15 protein-coding genes are annotated in these 17,704 nt (G+C 49.6%); 11 read left to right on the forward strand and 4 right to left on the reverse strand.

The window, feature by feature from the left end:
• The first annotated feature begins 1 nt into the window (after position 1).
• The 3 genes from GPK90_RS06190 to GPK90_RS06200 all read left to right on the forward strand — a co-directional run bounded on the left by GPK90_RS06190 (position 2) and on the right by GPK90_RS06200 (position 2,928).
• Entirely contained in the window at positions 2-541 is a 540-nt protein-coding gene (locus GPK90_RS06190) for a hypothetical protein (protein WP_243022352.1), read from the forward strand.
• An 84-nt stretch (positions 542-625) separates the two neighbouring features.
• Complete coding sequence (locus tag GPK90_RS06195) at positions 626-2,245, forward strand: cobyric acid synthase (protein WP_215702523.1); 1,620 nt, start codon at positions 626-628, stop codon at positions 2,243-2,245.
• A complete protein-coding gene (locus GPK90_RS06200; RefSeq protein WP_252197372.1) occupies positions 2,245-2,928 on the forward strand; it encodes a precorrin-8X methylmutase in 684 nt (227 codons plus the stop codon). Before GPK90_RS06195 ends, GPK90_RS06200 begins: the two co-directional genes overlap by 1 nt.
• A 7-nt stretch (positions 2,929-2,935) precedes the next feature.
• Here GPK90_RS06200 and GPK90_RS06205 read toward each other — a convergent pair whose 3' ends face one another.
• The 3 genes from GPK90_RS06205 to GPK90_RS06215 all read right to left on the reverse strand — a co-directional run bounded on the left by GPK90_RS06205 (position 2,936) and on the right by GPK90_RS06215 (position 6,295).
• Positions 2,936-4,678: an Rqc2 family fibronectin-binding protein gene (locus GPK90_RS06205; RefSeq protein WP_215702524.1), complete on the reverse strand. Its 1,743-nt coding sequence runs from the start codon at positions 4,676-4,678 to the stop codon at positions 2,936-2,938.
• 119 nt (positions 4,679-4,797) lie between these two features.
• Positions 4,798-5,394, reverse strand: coding sequence for a citrate lyase holo-[acyl-carrier protein] synthase (gene citX / locus GPK90_RS06210; RefSeq protein WP_252197357.1), 597 nt, complete (start codon positions 5,392-5,394; stop codon positions 4,798-4,800).
• Positions 5,395-5,401: 7 nt separating this feature from the next.
• Positions 5,402-6,295 carry a LysR family transcriptional regulator gene (locus GPK90_RS06215; protein WP_118532785.1) on the reverse strand — a complete coding sequence of 298 codons (894 nt, stop codon included), beginning with the start codon at positions 6,293-6,295 and terminating at the stop codon, positions 5,402-5,404.
• A gap of 285 nt (positions 6,296-6,580) precedes the next feature.
• Between GPK90_RS06215 and citD the strand changes: the two genes are divergently transcribed.
• The 4 genes from citD to GPK90_RS06235 all read left to right on the forward strand — a co-directional run bounded on the left by citD (position 6,581) and on the right by GPK90_RS06235 (position 10,186).
• Positions 6,581-6,880 carry a citrate lyase acyl carrier protein gene (citD, locus tag GPK90_RS06220; protein WP_118321028.1) on the forward strand — a complete coding sequence of 100 codons (300 nt, stop codon included), beginning with the start codon at positions 6,581-6,583 and terminating at the stop codon, positions 6,878-6,880.
• Positions 6,880-7,779 carry an aldolase/citrate lyase family protein gene (locus GPK90_RS06225; RefSeq protein ID WP_021904969.1) on the forward strand — a complete coding sequence of 300 codons (900 nt, stop codon included), beginning with the start codon at positions 6,880-6,882 and terminating at the stop codon, positions 7,777-7,779. The genes citD and GPK90_RS06225 overlap by 1 nt, the downstream gene beginning before the upstream one ends.
• Before the next feature lies 1 nt (position 7,780).
• The gene (citF, locus tag GPK90_RS06230; RefSeq protein WP_215702525.1) at positions 7,781-9,349 is read left to right on the forward strand and encodes a citrate lyase subunit alpha; all 1,569 of its coding nucleotides are present in this window, start codon (positions 7,781-7,783) and stop codon (positions 9,347-9,349) included.
• An 84-nt stretch (positions 9,350-9,433) separates the two neighbouring features.
• A complete protein-coding gene (locus tag GPK90_RS06235; protein WP_118532779.1) occupies positions 9,434-10,186 on the forward strand; it encodes a hypothetical protein in 753 nt (250 codons plus the stop codon).
• Positions 10,187-10,583: 397 nt separating this feature from the next.
• On the opposite strand, the gene GPK90_RS06240 is transcribed toward GPK90_RS06235, so the two are convergent.
• Positions 10,584-11,600, reverse strand: a complete 1,017-nt coding sequence (locus GPK90_RS06240) for a LacI family DNA-binding transcriptional regulator (RefSeq protein ID WP_118532777.1) — start codon at positions 11,598-11,600, stop codon at positions 10,584-10,586.
• 328 nt (positions 11,601-11,928) lie between these two features.
• On the opposite strand from GPK90_RS06240, the gene GPK90_RS06245 reads away from it, so the two are divergent.
• From GPK90_RS06245 to GPK90_RS06260, 4 genes are read left to right on the forward strand one after another with little or no spacing between them, the layout of a single operon-like run.
• On the forward strand, positions 11,929-13,833 hold the full coding sequence (locus tag GPK90_RS06245; protein ID WP_207663840.1) for a peptide ABC transporter substrate-binding protein: 1,905 nt from the start codon (positions 11,929-11,931) through the stop codon (positions 13,831-13,833).
• Between the two features lie 40 nt (positions 13,834-13,873).
• On the forward strand, positions 13,874-15,775 hold the full coding sequence (locus GPK90_RS06250; protein WP_182426844.1) for a peptide ABC transporter substrate-binding protein: 1,902 nt from the start codon (positions 13,874-13,876) through the stop codon (positions 15,773-15,775).
• On the forward strand, positions 15,776-16,720 hold the full coding sequence (locus tag GPK90_RS06255) for an ABC transporter permease (RefSeq protein WP_118532773.1): 945 nt from the start codon (positions 15,776-15,778) through the stop codon (positions 16,718-16,720).
• Entirely contained in the window at positions 16,720-17,700 is a 981-nt protein-coding gene (locus GPK90_RS06260; RefSeq protein WP_118532771.1) for an ABC transporter permease, read from the forward strand. Before GPK90_RS06255 ends, GPK90_RS06260 begins: the two co-directional genes overlap by 1 nt.
• The last annotated feature ends 4 nt before the right edge of the window (positions 17,701-17,704 follow it).

A 17,704-nucleotide genomic window follows, 5' to 3' on the forward strand; every position in this document is an offset into this window, starting at 1 on the left:
TATGAAGTATTTATGGACAGAGGACACTGGTGCAGGTCTTCATTTCTGGCAATTAGTAAATCAGCTTTTCTTCGAGGGTAAACTTATTGTCGAAAGTAAAGAGAGCAATCAAGGAATTCTGGATGCAATCTATCAGCTGCAGCCGGATACAGGAGATATCTATTATATTGTATTTGATTATGTAGTAGATAATCAGGATATCCGGAATAAATATCGTATTCTGAGATCATTCGCTGATCGGTCAGCTGGTCATGTCATAATCCTGGATATGATTTGTTTTGAATATCTGATATTGGCATTCGATCAATTAATTTCCTGGACAGGTACAGGGAAGAAGGATAAGATTGCGATGCGGGAAGAGATTCTTGCAGCAGTGGAAAATCATAGGATCAACCTGGCAGAAATTAAAGACGAAAAAACATTACAGTATTTAGCTGGATTTAAAAGGTTTTCAACAGAGCGTGTTATGAAATCACTGGCAGGTGAGCTGACTGAAAATGAAAAGTGGTCAATTCGGGGAGCTTTGTTGGGAGAGAGCTAAAATAATATTCCCGAGTGGATGCAAATTCACGCAGGAAGACAACATGACTGAAAAAGTGAAACACCACACAGTGGAGGAATCAAAATGGCAAAAGTGATCATGATCCAGGGGACCATGTCGAATGCGGGGAAGAGTTTTCTTGCGGCGGGGCTCTGCCGGATCTTTAAGCAGGACGGGCTCAGGACTGCACCGTTTAAGTCCCAGAATATGGCCCTGAATTCTTATATTACGCGGGACGGGCTTGAGATGGGACGGGCCCAGGTCATGCAGGCGGAGGCAGCCGGAATCGAGCCGGAGGCGGCGATGAACCCGATCCTTTTAAAGCCGACCTCGAACATGGGATCCCAGCTCATCGTGAACGGCGAGGTCCGCGGCAATTATCCGGCGGCGGAGTATTTTAAGATGAAAAAGAGTCTAATCCCGGACATCATGGATGCCTACAATTCCCTGGCATCCCGCTTCGATGTGATCGTTGTGGAAGGCGCGGGAAGTCCGGCCGAGATCAACTTGAGGGAAAACGATATCGTGAACATGGGACTCGCCGAGATGCTGGATGCGCCGGTACTTCTCGCCGGGGACATCGACCGGGGCGGCGTTTTCGCCCAGCTCTACGGGACAGCGGCCCTGCTCACAGAAGCGGAGCAAAAGCGGATCCGCGCCTTCGTGATCAATAAGTTCCGCGGGGATAAAGAGATCTTAAAACCGGGTCTTTCCATGCTCTATGAGCGGATCCGGATCCCGTTTGCGGGTGTGATCCCGTACATGGATGTGGACGTGGACGATGAGGACAGCCTCTCGGAGCGCCTGACAGAAAAACATGGAACCGGACCTCTTCTTGACCGCTCCAGCCATGCGGCTTTTGCGAAGATCTCCGTGATCCGGCTTCCGAGGATCTCGAATTTCACGGACTTTAATGCACTGGAGCGACTGCCGGGGATCGCGCTTTCTTATGTGAGCCGTCCGGAGGAACTGACCGGATCGGATCTCATCATCCTCCCTGGGACAAAGAACACCATGGGAGATCTCAAGTGGCTCCGCCAGAACGGGCTGGAAGCTGTAATCACGCGGATGGCGGGAAAAGGGATCCCGGTCATCGGCGTCTGCGGCGGGTTCCAGATGCTGGGAACGAGTCTTTCCGATCCGCATGGTGTGGAAGAAGGCGGAACGATGCGCGGCATGGAGCTCCTGCCGATCCGCACGATCTTTGCGGAGAAGAAGACGAGGACGAGAGTAAATGGAACGGCAGCCGGGTTTTCAAACGATGGAGTACCGGTAAAGATCAACGGATATGAGATTCATATGGGAGAGACGATCCGGGACGGCGGACAGCCGTTTTCGTGGATCCAGTACGAAAATGGGGAAAATATCGCAGCGATGGCGACGGATTCCGATGCGCGTTCAGGATATAAAACGGATTCGAATCCGAATGGAGCTCCGGCCGGTGGGAAAGAAGACGGCTGTATCAGCGGAAACGTATTCGGAACCTATGTCCACGGAGTATTCGACACAGAAGAGATGCAGCATGCGATCCGCTATTTCCTCGCAGAGAGAAAAGGTGTTCGTCCGGAGACATATGAAAACGGGGAAACTTTCTCGATGGCAAAGTATAAAGAAGAGCAGTATGACAAGATGGCTAAGATTATCCGGGAAAATCTGGATATGGATATGATCTACCGGATCCTGGAACGAAAGGATGTGAGATGATGAGTGGACTTGACTGGACCGAAGAATTAAAAAAGCGGACGGGGATCGATTTCCTGACAACCCGCCCGATGGAGATCGAAAAAAAGAGTTTTGAGATCATAAAAGGAGAGCTGGGCGAGGAATTTGTTTCCCGGTATCCGGCTGATGCCCTTCCGGTTCTCTGCCGTGTGATCCATACCACCGCCGATTTCTCCTACCGCGACACCCTCACGATCACAGAAGGCGCGATCGGACTGGCAAAAGAGGCGATCCATCGGGGGCTTCCGATCATCACCGATACGACGATGGCGGCATCCGGGATCAACAAGACGGCGGCCAGAAAATTCGGGATCGATGTGCACTGCTTTATCGGGGATGAGGATGTGAAGGAAGCTGCAAAGGCGAGCGGGATGACGAGATCCGCGGTCAGCGCCGAAAAGGCGGCGCGACTTTATTCGGAGTGTATCTATGCAGTCGGAAACGCGCCGACGGCGTTAATGCGCCTCTATGAGCTGATCGAAGAAAAAAAGATCCGGCCGGCGCTCATCATCGGAGTACCGGTCGGATTCGTGAACGTAGTCGAGGCAAAGGAACTGATCCTTCGGACGGATGTCCCGGCGATCGTCGCCAGAGGACGAAAAGGCGGGAGCAATATCGCCGCGGCGATCTGCAACGCACTGTTATATGAGGCGGGAGGACGATAGCGGTTCGCTACTTTACTTCCTGCACCGGGATTCCCGGAACTGCCATCAGAGAGTAGTTGGTGTGATAGACAACGAAACCTGGTGCGGCTCCGGGAACTTTTTTTAAGTTCTTCCGCTGGATATAGTCGACTTCGACCTTCTCATTCCCGCGGCCTTTGGAGTAGTAGGCAGCCAGCGCACCGGCTTCCTCAAATACGCGGTCCGGGAGCTCTTTTCCCTCAGTCTTTACGATGACATGGGAGCCCGGGATTCCTTTTGCGTGGAACCACCAGTCACCGCCGTTCGCAAACTTGAAGTCGAGTTCTTCATTCTGGTAGTTGTTTTTTCCGACATAGATGTGGAATCCGTCGCTGGAAAGGTAGTGGAACGGGCGGCTTGTGATCTTCACCTTTTTGCCGCCTGTGTAGTGGCGCTTGATATAGCCATACTCCGTGAGCTCTTCCTTGATCTGGACAAGGTCCTCCTCGAGTCTTGCGATGTCCATCGATGTGCTGATGGATTCCAGGTGGGCGATCTCCGCCTTCGTCTGTGCGAGCTGCTCGGTGACGGCCTCATAAGTCCGCTTCTGTTTATTGTACTTGTCAAAATACCGCTTCGCGTTCTCCTGAGCCGTCATCGTCGGATCCAGCGGGATCGTGATCTCTGTATTGTCGTAATAATTCAGACACTTAAAACTCTTTTCTCCGCCGGAGAGACCGTACCCGTAGGTATTTAAAAGTTCTCCGTAGATCCTGTATTTTTCCCGCTTTTCCGTATCCTTTAACTGCTTAGTCTGCAGATCCAGCTTCCGGACGCTGCGCTCCAAAGCGTTGGAGATGATCTTTCTGAGGTCCGTGGATTTCTGGTGGATCCTGGATACCATGTTCTTTTCCGCATAGTAGCGCTCTAAAAGTTCACTGATGGAGGAAAAGTTCACGGTCTTATAATTGCCGCCTTCCATCATCGTGAGCGGTACCGATGCGAATTCGACCGGTTTCTCGCCTTCATAGATGATATTCGGCGTAAAATTGCCTTCGCGGACATCGTCCATGATCCAGGTGAACGCGTGGAAGAGATGTGTGAGTTCCGCATCGGAAAATTCCTTCGCGGAGACATCCCCGTCGAGTGATGCAAGGTGGCAGATCTCGGCGGCAACGACCGGGCTTAAACCGGTGAGATCCATGTAGAGGGCCTTTGAGAGGTTCTGCGGGGTGTTGTGCAGGAGTTCCTTAAATTCTGTCTCCGTGATCGTCAGCGGATCTTTCTTCTCCCCGGAGTGCGGGATAAAGTAATCGCGTCCCGGGAGTACCTCTCGGACAGAGCTTACCTGTGCGGAGATATGTTTGATGCTGTCGAGGATCACGTTGTTCTCATCGCAGAAGATGATGTTGCTGTGTTTTCCCATGAGCTCGATCACGATGAATTTTCTCCGGAGATCGCCCATCTCATCGAGATGCTCGACCTCGATCCGGACGATCCGCTCCAGTCCCGGCTGGGTCACGGAGATGATCCTGCCGTTTGCGATATGCTTTCTTAAAAGCATGCAGAAGTTCGGAGCCGTCATCGGGCTCGGTTTGTTGTTTGATGTAAAATAGAGAAGCGGGAGACTGGCGTTCGCCGATACGAGCAGACGCACGTTCTCCCGGTTTCCTTTAATGGTAAAGAGTAATTCGTCCTTTTCCGGCTGGGCGATCTTTGAAATCCTGCCGGAGACGATCTTTTCGTTCAGGTCGCGGACAAGGTTCGCGATCACGATTCCGTCAAATGCCATGGTGTATGAGTTCCTTTCATTTTATCGATCATAAATTCTAAGATTGTCTGATATGTATACGCTCGGGAGACTCTCTAAGAGTATCTCCCGAGTGTGGGAATGGGCGGATCGGATCTGCTTCATGAAAAGTGTTCATGAAAGATCGCGTTGATCCGTTCCGTCAGCTCCGCGACCGAGTGGGCCCGGCTTCTGGAACATTCCCGCGCAGGGCGGCCGCAGAGGAGACAGGTCCGGCCCGGCTGCCCGATGTCACTTCTTGAGATCTTTTTTCCATCCCGCCCGATGATATCGATGTCGTAGAGTCTTCCGAGCTCGGACGCGTCCTCTAACGGCACGAGAAGGCGTTTTACAGCGAGCGCATCCGCATCCACGCAGAGAAATGCCTCCGGACCGGTCTTATCGAGGATTAGGCTGCGCTTTAAGACCGGGATCTTTGCGGTATCCAACGCGGAAACGATCTCCGAAAGTGCAAAGGCAAATGCCTCCGGAACAAGCGGCAGGACCTTGACCGGCCCCGGAATATTTAAGGTGAAGGAGACGAGAACGCCGGGAAATTCGGAGAGAAGCTGTTCCTGCATCCAGACGCGCCGTTCCCTGGCGTTTAACATATCCGGAAGCTCGGCATCGGCACCGATGAATTTTTCTAATGTTTCTTTTTCTGCGTCATTTAATAATAACTGTTCTATTTCTGGATCATTCCATAAAAATTTTTCCATAAAAACCTCAGATCTCATGCAGGATCTCAAGAAATCCTTTCATATATTTTGTGAGATACATGTCCTTCCGGTAGCAGGCGTAAAAATGTCTTGGATTCTCCACACCGAGGATCGGATAGGAGAAGTAGGCGGAATCCGGCGAGTTATCAGTCTCGACATAGGAATCCGGACAGGCCATCACGACAGGACTCGCCGCAACGACATGTTTTCCGACCTCGATGCTGATCGTGACAAGGTCGATCTTCGGCTTCATGTCCCTCGTGATAAAGAGGGAGTCCTGGATCGTCCGGACGGAGTGACCGGACTGGCTGGAGATGAAGGTCTCATCGCGCGCCTCCAGGATATCGATCGGTGTCCCGGGCGCGATCCGTTTCGCAAGTTCGCATTCGCGGTTCACGATGAGGACAAGCTTTTCCTCCTGGATCAGGTCGTAGACCAGTTCCTCGTGGCGCGGGAATGTCGTGAGAAGTGCGATCCCGACTTCCCCCTCCAGGACGCTTTTTTCCATGGTCGCAGATCCCTGCTCATGGAGTTCCAGCCCCACATGGGGGAATCGTTTCTTAAAACGCGGGTATAATTCCGGTAACAGCTCCATACCGCGCTGGACCGAAATCCCGAGGCGGATGGTCCCGAATTCTTCCTTGCTCAGCTCCTCGACCTGTTTTCTCAAGTTTGTGGAGATCGTTGTCACCTGCCTCGCCGCCTCCACGTAGAGCTGTCCGGCCGGCGTCAGGGTGATCGGATCGGTGGAGCGGTCAAAGATCGGGGCGCCGAGATTGCTCTCGGCGGTCTTTATGATCTGGCTCAGAGAGGGCTGGGAAACGTAGAGCTTTTTTGCCGCGTTTGTAAAGCTGCCTTCCTTCAGGACGGTCAGAACATACTGCATGTGTTTTTCATTCATAGAGGCGTCCTCCCCTGACTTTTTATCTCAGTTAGATAAAACTCCTGTTTTTCCTTTCTATTCTATCACATCCGGTCGGAAAAGACAACGCGGGGAAACCGGAGCGTTCCTGCCGCCGGACCGAGCCGATGCCCCATAAGAATTTCCCTATATTCGCTATAGAGGGATATGTATTGGATTAAAAAAAATACAAGTGATATAGTAATGCAATAGAAAGTTATAGAACTCAGGTGGGAAAACAAACGAAATTTGTGCATCCTGCATAATGAGAAACGGAGGGAATATATGGAAATCAAGAAGACAGCTATGGCCGGCACACTGGAATCCAGTGACGCCCAGGTAACCGTGGAGCCGGGTGAAGGAAAGATCGAGCTCACGATCGAGAGCAGCGTGATCCACCAGTACGGCAGACAGATCCGGAAAGTCACACTGGAGACCCTGGAGCGTCTCGGCGTGGACAGTGCAAAGGTCACGATCTTTGACAAAGGAGCGCTCGACTGTACATTAAAGGCGAGAGTGGAGTGTGCGGTCTACCGTTCCAACGGCATCACCGAAAATCTTCCGTGGGGAGGTGTCATCCGATAATGCATCCGAATAAAAAACGCTTAAGAAGATCCATGATGTTTTTAAACTGCCAGAAACCGGGTCTCATCAAGGATCCGTACATCTACAAACCGGATTCCATCATGTTAGACCTCGAGGACGCGGTCGCGGAGAACCAGAAGGACGCAGCGAGATATTCCTTATATCATGCGCTTCAGGAGATCGATTACCGCGGCGTAGAGCGGGTCGTCCGGATCAATGGTCTTGACACTCCGCACTGGAAAGAAGATATCCGCGTCTGTGTCGCGGGCGGAGCCGACACGATCCGTATCGCAAAGACCGAGACAGCACAGGATGTTAAGACCGTTGAGGAGCATGTCCTTGCGGCAGAGAAAGAGTTTGGACGCCCGGAGGGAAGCACGCTCTTAATGGCAGCCTTAGAGTCCTGCAAAGGTGTTTTAAATGCCTTGGAGGTATGTCAGTCTTCTGACAGACTTATCGGAATCGCTTTATCCGGCGGAGATTACACAAAGGACCTCCAGACAACGATCACAGGAACCGGAGTGGAGCTCATGGGAGCGAGACAGCACATGATCATGGCGGCGAGAGCGGCAGGCGTTCAGTGCTGGGATACAGTGTTCACAAACCTTGACGACATGGAAGGTTTCGAGAATGAGACAAGAATGATCAAGATGATGGGCTTCGACGGAAAGTCTCTCGTAAACCCGAGACAGATCGCCATCGTCCATAAGGTCTTCACACCGTCGGAAAAAGAGATCATCTTTGCGGAGAAGGTTGTCCGCGAGATCGATGACAAGAAGGCAAAGGGAATCGGAGTCTTCACCGTTGACGGAAAGATGATCGACATCGCATTCTACGACGGAGCAAAGAGAACACTCGCCATGGCGAAAGCAGCAGGCGTTTATAAGGGGGATTTATAAGATGATCAATGCAGTTGGAAGAGAAATTCCCGAAGAGGTCTTAAAAGCAACAGGCAAGGAGCCGTTTAAGGGCGTCTATGCCTACGATAATTACGAATATACAAAGGCGGCTCCGACCGTCCGTACATTAAACGATCCGACAAGAAGCAAGCTTGTCGAGAACATCCATGATGCCCTCGTAAAATGCGGCATTAAGGACGGCATGGTCCTTTCCTTCCATCATCATTTCCGCGAGGGTGACTATGTGGTAAACATGGTCATGGAAGAGGTCCATAAGATGGGCATCAAGGACATCACGATCTGTGCAAGCTCCTTAGGAAAAGCTCACGATCCGATCGTTCCGTACATCGAGGATGGCACCATCACAGGAATCCAGTCCTCCGGTGTCCGCGGAAAGATCGGTGAGGCGATCTCCACAGGACGGTTAAAAAACCTTGCGATCATGCGCTCCCACGGCGGACGTGTCCGCGCCATCGAGTCCGGCGAAGTCCATATCGATATCGCCTTCATCGGTGCTCCGACATGTGATGAATATGGAAACATGCGCGCAAACGGCGGAAAGAGCGACTGCGGCGTATTATCCTACGCGACGGTCGACGCCCAGTATGCAGATAAGGTTGTTGCCGTGACAGACTGTCTCGTTCCGTTCCCGAACATTCCGGCAAGCATCTCCATGGTAGATGTGGATTACGTTTGTGTCGTAGATGAGATTGGAAATCCGGCAAAGATCGCGACAGGTGCTGCAAAACCGACGACGGATGTCAGAAAGATCATGATGGCAGATTACTGCACAAAGTTTGTTGTCAACACCCCGTATTTTAAGGAAGGTTTCTCCTACCAGACAGGTGTCGGCGGAGCTTCCATCGCCTCCACGATCTCCCTTGGAAAGATCATGGAAGAGAGAGGCATCCATATGGGACTTGGCCTCGGCGGAATCACAACTCCGATGTGTGAGCTGTTGGCGAAAGGCCTCGTAAACAAGCTCGTTGATACCCAGGATTTCGATCAGGGTGCCATCGAGTCCATCAAGACAAACCCGAACCACTTCGAGATCTCTGCGTCCGAGTACGCGAACCCGTTCAACAAGGGCGCTTATGTCAATAAGCTGGATTTCGTGATCCTTGCATCTCTTGAGGTTGACGTAAACTTTAACTGTAACGTCGTTGTCGGTTCCGACGGCATGATCACAGGTGCCCAGGGCGGACATCCGGATACGGCAGCAGGAGCGAAGTGTACGATCGTCATTGCTCCGCTGCTTCAGGGAAGAATCCCGGCAATCTGTACAAATGTTACAACGGTAACGACTCCCGGTGAGTCCGTTGACGTTGTCATCACAGACTACGGAATCGCCATTAACCCGAGAAGACAGGACCTCATCGAGTGCATGAAAGGCGTTGACCTTCCGTTCTGTACGATCGAAGAGCTCCGCGATAAGGCGTACGCCATGGTCGGAACTCCGGATCCGGTGCAGTTTGACGACCGCGTGGTCGGCGTGATCGAGGCCCGCGACGGCACCATCATCGATGTGGTCAGAAAGATCAAAGACTATGAATTTGAGGATGAACAGTAATCTGCCCGTCCCGGTGCTGCGAAAACAGTTTCCCCAGACATGTTTTCGCAGTGTATACCCCCTTAGATAAAGGAGGTTTTGAGTATGTCTGAAATGTTAGTCGGTATTCTTGGTTTTGTATGTATCATTGCCATCGTCATTACCCTTTTTAAGAGCAAGACACTCCCCAGTATTGCTTTTATCACATTCCCGATGATCCTCGGTGTGATCCTCGTTCTTTCCGGATACTACACCTGGGACAACCTTGCAAAACTCATCAAGAGCGGCTTTTCCAGCACCGGCCCGACAGCGGCACTGTTCGTATTCAGCGTCCTGTACTTCGGGATCATGACAGATGCCGGAATGTTTGATGTCATCATCAACAATCATGCGGGTCCGGCACTGACCATGTGTTCGACTCTGATGGCGGCGGCTGTCCTCATGGGTGTCCTTGTAAAAGAGGTCGAAGGGACCACGAGCGTCATCACCTGCATGTCCGGACTGATCAGTACCTTCCTCCCGGCAGTCCTCGGCCGTCATCTGCCGCTCGTCATCGGTATCCTTTCCGTGCCGCTCGCACTCGCGTTCGACACCGACAGCTACTTCTACGGAATGCTTCCGGTCATGATCGGCATCGGAGAGGGCTTCGGGATCCCGGCGCTCCCGATCGCCGCAGCGATGGCAGTCTGCAGAAACTGCGCGACCTTCATCAGCCCGATGGTACCGGCAACACTCCTCGGAGTCGGCCTTGCGGATGTGGACATCAACCAGCACATCAAGAGCAACTTCTTGTGGGTATGGGGATTCTCCTTTATCTGCATGATCGCCGCGATCCTGTTTGGGATCATTCCGGTGTAGGAATATTTGTAAATTCGACAATTTCTTTTAAAATTCAGATAGAACCCCATAGGAAAAGTCCCGGAGATCAATGACTTGGTTTTCGGGACTTTTTCTGATGACAGATCCGGGCTATCCGCATAAAACAGGAAGAAGAGAAGAAGTGATGGAATATGAAAATTTTTACAGAAGGACAAAAAGCAAGAAATCATACGAGAATAAAAAGAACATCAGAAAATGATCTGAATAAATGAAAGTAAAAACTATAAAAACGCAATAATTATCAATAATTCAGATAAAATACGCACTTTTGCTTGACAGAAATGTAAATACGGCATATACTTTTGGTAAAGAAAAAGAAAACACGGAATATAATCCGTGCTTCTCTTTTATCTTGTGGTTATACGATTAACTTAAATCAGACCTTTGTTGTATCCCCGTGAATCAAGAGGCATTCAAAGTCTTTTCTCTCAAAAGGTTCGTCCTTGATCATGTGCATCAGAGTCTCAGCTGCATAATATCCCATATCATAAAGCGGGATATAGAGAGAAGAGATCTGAGGATACACATTTAACAGAAACGGAGACGACGCAAGGCAGATATGTTTGATGCGCTGAGGAATCTCAAAATTCTGCTCCAGGATACATCGCTGCATCAATAGTCCGAATCGCTGGTTTGATGTCAGGGCGATATCGAAAGTATTTTGAGCCAGATAGGAGGAGATTGGTTCCATAATCTCTGAATCAGGGCCGTTAGAGGTTGTGTCGCAGACGATTCGTTCAAAATCACAGGATGGATAAATGGTCCGGACTGCATGAATGATCAGGTCATATTTATTGTGAGGCTGGCGGCCGTTGATGGACCTCGTAAAATACCGGATGCGCTGAAAATTCTGCTCCCTGCAGAAACGGACACAGTCCTCAATGACATGCTCAAACGCCTTCCCCCCGGCAAGTCCGGAACCGGAGACACCGTTTTCACTGATGACGACATAGGGGATTTTATTTGCTTCCAGAGAGTCCGTATAGATTGTCTGTTTGTCAAAGACGATCAGGATCACTCCGGATATGATCCCGGAATAGTAATAGCGGACGATCTCCTCGTTTGCAGGATCCCGATGATCGCTTAACAGCGTGAGCGTATAACCGACACTGTCCAGATACTTTTTGATCCCATTCAGCGTATTGCCGAAACCGGAGTTTCCATAGTTGTTTCCGGGAAGAAGTCCGATGGAAAAACAATTTTTCTGACGGATATTCCTGGCAGAGGCATTCGGAAAATAGTTGAGACGTCTGGCAGTTTCCAAAATTTCCTGACGTTTTTCTTCACTAATCCGTTTCCCCGCAGTGTTATTGATCACATAGGAAACGGTTGCCTGAGAAACATGACAGGCGTTTGCGATATCTTTCGCAGTAACTTGTTGATTCTTTTTCATGATGAAATCCCTGTAGAGGCGGATACACCGCCTGTTTAATTTACGCGAACAACGAGCCAAAGTCCGCGCTTGCGCGAGGCCCTGGCGGCTGCCGCGATAACAAGGGGAAACTCGCGAAGCGTGTTTTCGCTTGTTAATTTAAGAAACGATCCGAAGTTTGACCCCTGATCATAAAAGCGACAACTAACTTTATCATAAATTTCTTTTTTTATCAATGGTTAAACGTATAAACGACTAACCGAAAGTACGAAAACGTTATGGGGCAGACTGATCGCCGGTCTGAAGATATAAAAGCCAAAAACAAGTAAGTCGAAAAAGGAGAGAGCGTATGAAAAAACAAATGACACGAATGGCAGCATTAGTAATGACAGCCTGTCTGTTTACCGGTTGCGCGGGGCAGTCCGGTCAGCCTGCCGGAGACGGCGGATCCGGTACCAATGGGACCTCACAGGCGCAGGAGAGCGAACAGCCGATCGAAAGGAAAGAATATACGGTTGTGTATGCTGCCGAACTCGCCCATATCAACTACCTGAAATCATCGCTGAGTACCTGTACGAGATTCACAGAGAACTACGTGGATGCCCTGGTGGATTTCGACAAATATGGAGTTACGATTCCGTGTCTGGCGGAGAGCTGGGAGGTATCCGACGATGGGCTGACCTACACGTTCCATTTACGAGATGGAGTAAACTGGTATACAAGCGATAAAAAGGTTTATGCACCGGTTACGGCACAGGATTTTGTGGATGCGGCAAAATGGCTCTTAACAAAGGACAATGCGTCTACAACGGCCAATATCTTTTATAATGTCATCGCAAATGCAGAAGATTATTTTAACGGAGATATCACGGATTTTGATCAGGTCGGCATTCATGCCATTGACGAGCATACACTGGAATATACACTTGTGAAACCGACTCCATATTTCCTGAAGATGACCGCGTACAGCTGCTTCCTCCCGGCGAACGGCAAGTTCTTAGAAGAGTGCGGGGAGTCCTTCGGAACAGGTGCCGAGACGGTTTTAAGCTGCGGCGCATACATCCTCACAACATTTGAGCCGGAGAACCGCAGAGTCCTTGAGATGAACGAGGATTACTGGGATAAGGATGAGATTTACATTTCCAGGATCAACTACAACTACAATAAAGAGGCAAAGACTCTGGCACCGGAACTTTTCTTAAGAGGCGAGGTATCTGAGGCTGATATCCCGGCAGAGATCTTAGATGAGTGGATCAACGATGATACCAGAAAGAACATGCTGATCGAAAAACCATCCAGCACAAGCAGCAACTTCCTGGGATTCAACTTTGAACCGCTTTACGAGGAGGAGTATGATCCGGATAACTGGAGCAAGGCAGTCAACAACGAAAACTTCCGTAAGTCCATCTACTACGCAGTGGACCGTGAAGCGGCGGTGATGACAAGCTATCCGTATGGATACGAAGAACAGATGTTAAATACCATCACGACAAAGAATTTCGTAAATGTGGACGGGGTTGATTACACGGAACTTGAACCGTTAAAGGAGATCACGAACACGGATCAGTTCCAGGAAGATAAGGCTCTTGAATATAAGGAAAAGGCGCTTGAAGAACTCCAGGGAACCGTGACATTCCCGGTAACAATTGTCATGCCGTACAATACAAGCACACTTGCATTGACAAACCGGGTTCAAGTCGAAAAACAGCAGCTGGAAAATCTTCTTGGAAGTGATTATATCAGTATTGAGCTGGTTCCGTACCCGCCGACCAACTACCTGAAGGAATCCAGAAGCTCCGGCAAATTCTCTCTCATGGAAATGGGCTGGGGACCGGACTATGCAGATCCGGCAGGATATACAGAGGTTATGACGAGCGATACTTCGATCGGGACAAAGTACAGCAGACCGTATCTGGCAGAAGATTTAAAGGATGCCGACGGAAACAGCATTTATGAGAACATGATCAAAGAAGCAAAAGCTGAGACAACTGATATCGGAAAACGTTATGAACTCTTTGCTGAGGCAGAGGCATATCTGATCGAACATGCTCTGGTAATCCCGCTTTACGCATCCGGCGGAGGATACCGCGCAACTTACCTGGATCCGTTCTCCGCACACTGCACACAGTTCGGCAGAAACCTTGATAAGTACAAAGGGGCAAAGGTTCTTGATCAGCCGATGAGCCAGGAAGAATATAAAGCGGCAGAGGCCCAGTATCAGGAAGAGAGGATCGCAGCTTTAAAAAATCAGTAAAACCTGAATACGCAGAATGCAAAGAACGGAGGAATGGTGTATGAAGAAAACAATGTTGAGAATCGTCAGTACGGCATGTGCCATCTCTCTGCTCATGGAGCTTGCAGGGTGTCAGAAATCTGACACTCCGTCCCAGGGCAGTGGATCCCAGGGAACTCAGGAAGCTCAGGAAGAGAAGAAAGAAAAGACTCTAACGGAGTATTCCACCGTGTATACGTCTGAAATTGATTCCGTGAATTACTTAAAAAGCACAAACAGCGACGGCATCGCTTTGTTCTACAGCATTATGGACGGACTGATCGAATTTGATCGGTTCGGAGAGATGATCCCATGCATTGCAGCGGACTGGACGGTTTCTAATGATGAACTGACTTACACGTTCCATCTCCGTGATGATGTAAAATGGTATGACTGGAAAGGAAATGCAGTCGGAACCGTAAAGGCGCAGAACTTTGTGGACGGCATCAAATGGATTTTGAATCCGGATCATGCGTCCAGCAACAGTAAAACGGTTTATGATGTCATCAAAAACGCGAAAGAGTTCTACGAAGGAGATATTACTGATTTTTCCCAGGTCGGAGTCAAGGCAATCGACGATACAACGGTGGAGTATACCTTATATCAGCCGACTCCGTACTTTATCAAAGAACTCTCCTTCCCGTGTTTCTTCCCGGTTGACGGAGACTTCCTTGAAGAACAGGGGGAAATGTTCGGTCTTGACAAAGAGTCGATCCTGTATTGCGGCGCTTACCTCCTGACCAGTTATGAACCGCAGAGCGAGCGTGTCCTTGAGGCAAACCCGGATTATTGGAATTACGATGTGATTTCCATCGGCCGCCTCAACTATAAATATAATTCCGAGGCAAACTCCATCGGTGCAGAGTTATTCACCCGCGGAGAGATCAATGATTTCCTGCTTCCGGGCAGCATTCTCGATGAGTGGATGGAAGATCCGGAAAAGAAAGAGATGATTCGTCCGAACAACCTGACAAACATGTCTTACTTTATCGGCTTCAACTTTGATCCGAATTACGATGAAACTTATAAGCCGGAAGACTGGAAAATCGCAGTCAATAATGAGAACTTCAGACAATCGATTTTCCATGGATTCGATCGTGAAGCCGCAATCCTGACGGTTGAGCCGTATAATCCAAAAGAGAAACTGTTAAATACCTTTACAAGAAGAAATCTTGTTCAGGCAGACGGTGTGGATTATACCATGATGGGCGGACTGGCTGCCTACACAGAGGGAGATTCTTTTGATCCCGACAAGGCGCTCGAATATAAGGAAAAGGCCATGGCGGAGTTAGAGGGACAGGTGACATTTCCGATTCAGATCCTTGTTCCGTTCAGCACCGCAAAAGTTGATACCGCAAACCGTATGCAGGTTATGGAGCAGCAGCTCGAGAAACTTCTCGGAACGGATTATATTAATATCGTTCTGGAATCTCATCCGTCTACAGGCTTCACAAAACAGGTTCGTACACCGGGTGCTTATTCCATGATGGAGATGGGCTGGGGACCGGACTTTGCGGATCCGCTCGGAATGATGAATCCGGTACATACAGGTTCTCTGGATGGCAAGTATATGCGTGTCAGCATGGCGAAAGATCTTCAGGATGAAAATGGCAGCAGTCTCTTTGAAGCGGCTTTAGATAAGGCGAATGCGGAGACAAAAGATTTGAAAAAGAGATATGAGCTGTTTGCAGATGCAGAATGCATGCTTCTCGATAAAGCAATCCTGATCCCGTTCTATACATCAGGCGGCGGATACCGTGCTTCCTACCTGGATCCATTCTCCGGCTATACCAGCCAGATGGGACGAAATGCGGCGATCAAGTTAAAAGGAGCTGTGATCATGGATAAACCGATGGGAATGTCGGAGTATGAGGCAGCAGAAGAGCAGTATGAAAAAGACAGAGCGGAAAGGATGAAGAAGTAGATGGCAAAATACATCTGTAAACGAATTCTTCAGTCCCTCGTGACGTTGGTTGTTGTAGCAACTGTAGTATTCTTACTCCTCCGGCTTATGCCGGAGGAAGGATACTTCGCTGAGGGATATGATAAAATGGACGAAGTACAGATCGAAGCGGCCCTGACTGAGATGGGACTTCGGGATCCACTGCCGGTACAGCTGAAAAATTTCTTTGTCGGGCTTATGCATGGGGATCTTGGCAAATCGATCGTTTTCCGTCCGAAGGTCCCGATCACAAAGATCATTGGACCGAAAGTTCCGTATTCCGTATATTTTGGACTTGCATCCATTGTGATTTCTCTCGTTGTCGGAATTCCTCTCGGAATGATGATGGCAAGGTTTAAGGGCAGGTTTTTTGATCATCTCGGGACAGGATATGTAGTGCTCATCAAGGCAGTTCCTGCTGCCGTTTATTATCTCTTCCTTCAGCTTTATGTATCGGGAGCGTTTCATGTACCGATGCTGTTTGATGAGAGAAAACCGGTGAGCTGGATCCTGCCGGCGATCTGTATGTCCCTGGGCGGCACAGCGACTTATGCAATGTGGATCCGCCGCTACATGGTCGACGAACTGAATAAAGATTATATCAAGCTTGCAAGAGCCAAAGGACTAAAAAATTCTCTTGTGATGTCCAGACATGTCATCCGGAATGCCTTTGTCCCGATGGCGCAGCAGCTTCCGACACAGATGCTGATGACAATCTCCGGATCCATCTATGTAGAATCTCTGTTCTCGATTCCGGGAATGGGCGGTCTTCTGGTTTCCGCGATCCAGAGACAGGATAATACCCTAGTACAGGCGCTTGTTCTGATCTATTCCTGCGTCGGAATTATGGGATTGTTCTTGGGAGATCTTCTGATGGCCCTTTGTGATCCGAGAATCAAGCTTGGAAAGAAAGGCGGTGGAAGATAATGGGAGCAAAGAAAAAAATCGATGCGCTGGAACAGGAAGTGGGAAAGATCACCCAGGACATGTTCGAATTTGCAGAATATGATGCAGAAGCAGCAGAAAGAACCGGTTACTCCAATTACTCATACTGGGCTTCCACCTGGAGAGTATTTACGAAAAACAGGGTGGCGATGTTTTTCCTCGTGCTTCTGATCGGACTGATGACATTTACCTTCATCCAGCCGTACCTCCCGTCCCAGAAGGACCCGATCGAAGTTTATATCAACCAGGAGACAGGAAAGCAGGACAGAAATCAGGCGCCTGGCAGTGAATACTGGTTCGGTACCAATTCCATCGGACAGGATTTGTGGGCGAGAATCTGGAGCGGGACAAGAACCTCTCTCTTTATTGGCCTTGCAGTCGGTTTATGGGATGCATTTATGGGGATTCTGATCGGTTCTCTCTGGGGATATGTAAGAAAGCTGGATCCGCTCATAACGGAAGTGTATAACGTCGTACATAACATTCCCAGTTCGATCATTCTGATCCTGGCATCTTATCTGTTAAAGCCGAGTGTCAGCACAATCATTCTTGCAATGTGTCTTACCGGATGGCTTCCGACGGCGCGATTCATCCGCAACCAGATCGTTATTATCCGTGACCGGGAATTTAATCTTGCTTCCCGATGTCTTGGAACTCCGACCGGCCGCGTGATCACAAAGAACCTCCTTCCGCAGGTGGTATCTGTCATTATGATGCGTGTTGCATTAGCGATTCCGTTAGCGATCGGACAGGAAGTATTCCTTACCTATATCGGTCTCGGACTTCCGTTAAGTGTTCCATCCCTTGGAAACCTGATCAATGAAGGCCGTATCGTTATGATGAGCCCGTCCCTGCGCTATCAGCTGATCTTCCCATCGATCATCCTTTCCATGATCACGATCTCCTTCTATGTAATGGGAAATTCCTTTGCTGACGCGGCTGATCCGCGAAATCACGTCTAGGGAG

Origin of the sequence: Clostridium sp. MCC344 (assembly GCF_018785365.1) — a bacterium.
Taxonomy (GTDB): Bacteria; Bacillota; Clostridia; order Lachnospirales; family Lachnospiraceae; genus Pilosibacter.

Bases quoted from the DNA above. Each gene is read 5' to 3' on its own strand.
- GPK90_RS06190 (WP_243022352.1), top strand. From the start codon at position 2: ATGAAGTATTTATGGACAGAGGACACTGGTGCAGGTCTTCATTTCTGG.
- GPK90_RS06195 (WP_215702523.1), top strand. From the start codon at position 626: ATGGCAAAAGTGATCATGATCCAGGGGACCATGTCGAATGCGGGGAAG.
- GPK90_RS06200 (WP_252197372.1), top strand. From the start codon at position 2,245: ATGAGTGGACTTGACTGGACCGAAGAATTAAAAAAGCGGACGGGGATC.
- GPK90_RS06205 (WP_215702524.1), bottom strand. From the start codon at position 4,678: ATGGCATTTGACGGAATCGTGATCGCGAACCTTGTCCGCGACCTGAAC.
- citX (WP_252197357.1), bottom strand. From the start codon at position 5,394: ATGGAAAAATTTTTATGGAATGATCCAGAAATAGAACAGTTATTATTA.
- GPK90_RS06215 (WP_118532785.1), bottom strand. From the start codon at position 6,295: ATGAATGAAAAACACATGCAGTATGTTCTGACCGTCCTGAAGGAAGGC.
- citD (WP_118321028.1), top strand. From the start codon at position 6,581: ATGGAAATCAAGAAGACAGCTATGGCCGGCACACTGGAATCCAGTGAC.
- GPK90_RS06225 (WP_021904969.1), top strand. From the start codon at position 6,880: ATGCATCCGAATAAAAAACGCTTAAGAAGATCCATGATGTTTTTAAAC.
- citF (WP_215702525.1), top strand. From the start codon at position 7,781: ATGATCAATGCAGTTGGAAGAGAAATTCCCGAAGAGGTCTTAAAAGCA.
- GPK90_RS06235 (WP_118532779.1), top strand. From the start codon at position 9,434: ATGTCTGAAATGTTAGTCGGTATTCTTGGTTTTGTATGTATCATTGCC.
- GPK90_RS06240 (WP_118532777.1), bottom strand. From the start codon at position 11,600: ATGAAAAAGAATCAACAAGTTACTGCGAAAGATATCGCAAACGCCTGT.
- GPK90_RS06245 (WP_207663840.1), top strand. From the start codon at position 11,929: ATGAAAAAACAAATGACACGAATGGCAGCATTAGTAATGACAGCCTGT.
- GPK90_RS06250 (WP_182426844.1), top strand. From the start codon at position 13,874: ATGAAGAAAACAATGTTGAGAATCGTCAGTACGGCATGTGCCATCTCT.
- GPK90_RS06255 (WP_118532773.1), top strand. From the start codon at position 15,776: ATGGCAAAATACATCTGTAAACGAATTCTTCAGTCCCTCGTGACGTTG.
- GPK90_RS06260 (WP_118532771.1), top strand. From the start codon at position 16,720: ATGGGAGCAAAGAAAAAAATCGATGCGCTGGAACAGGAAGTGGGAAAG.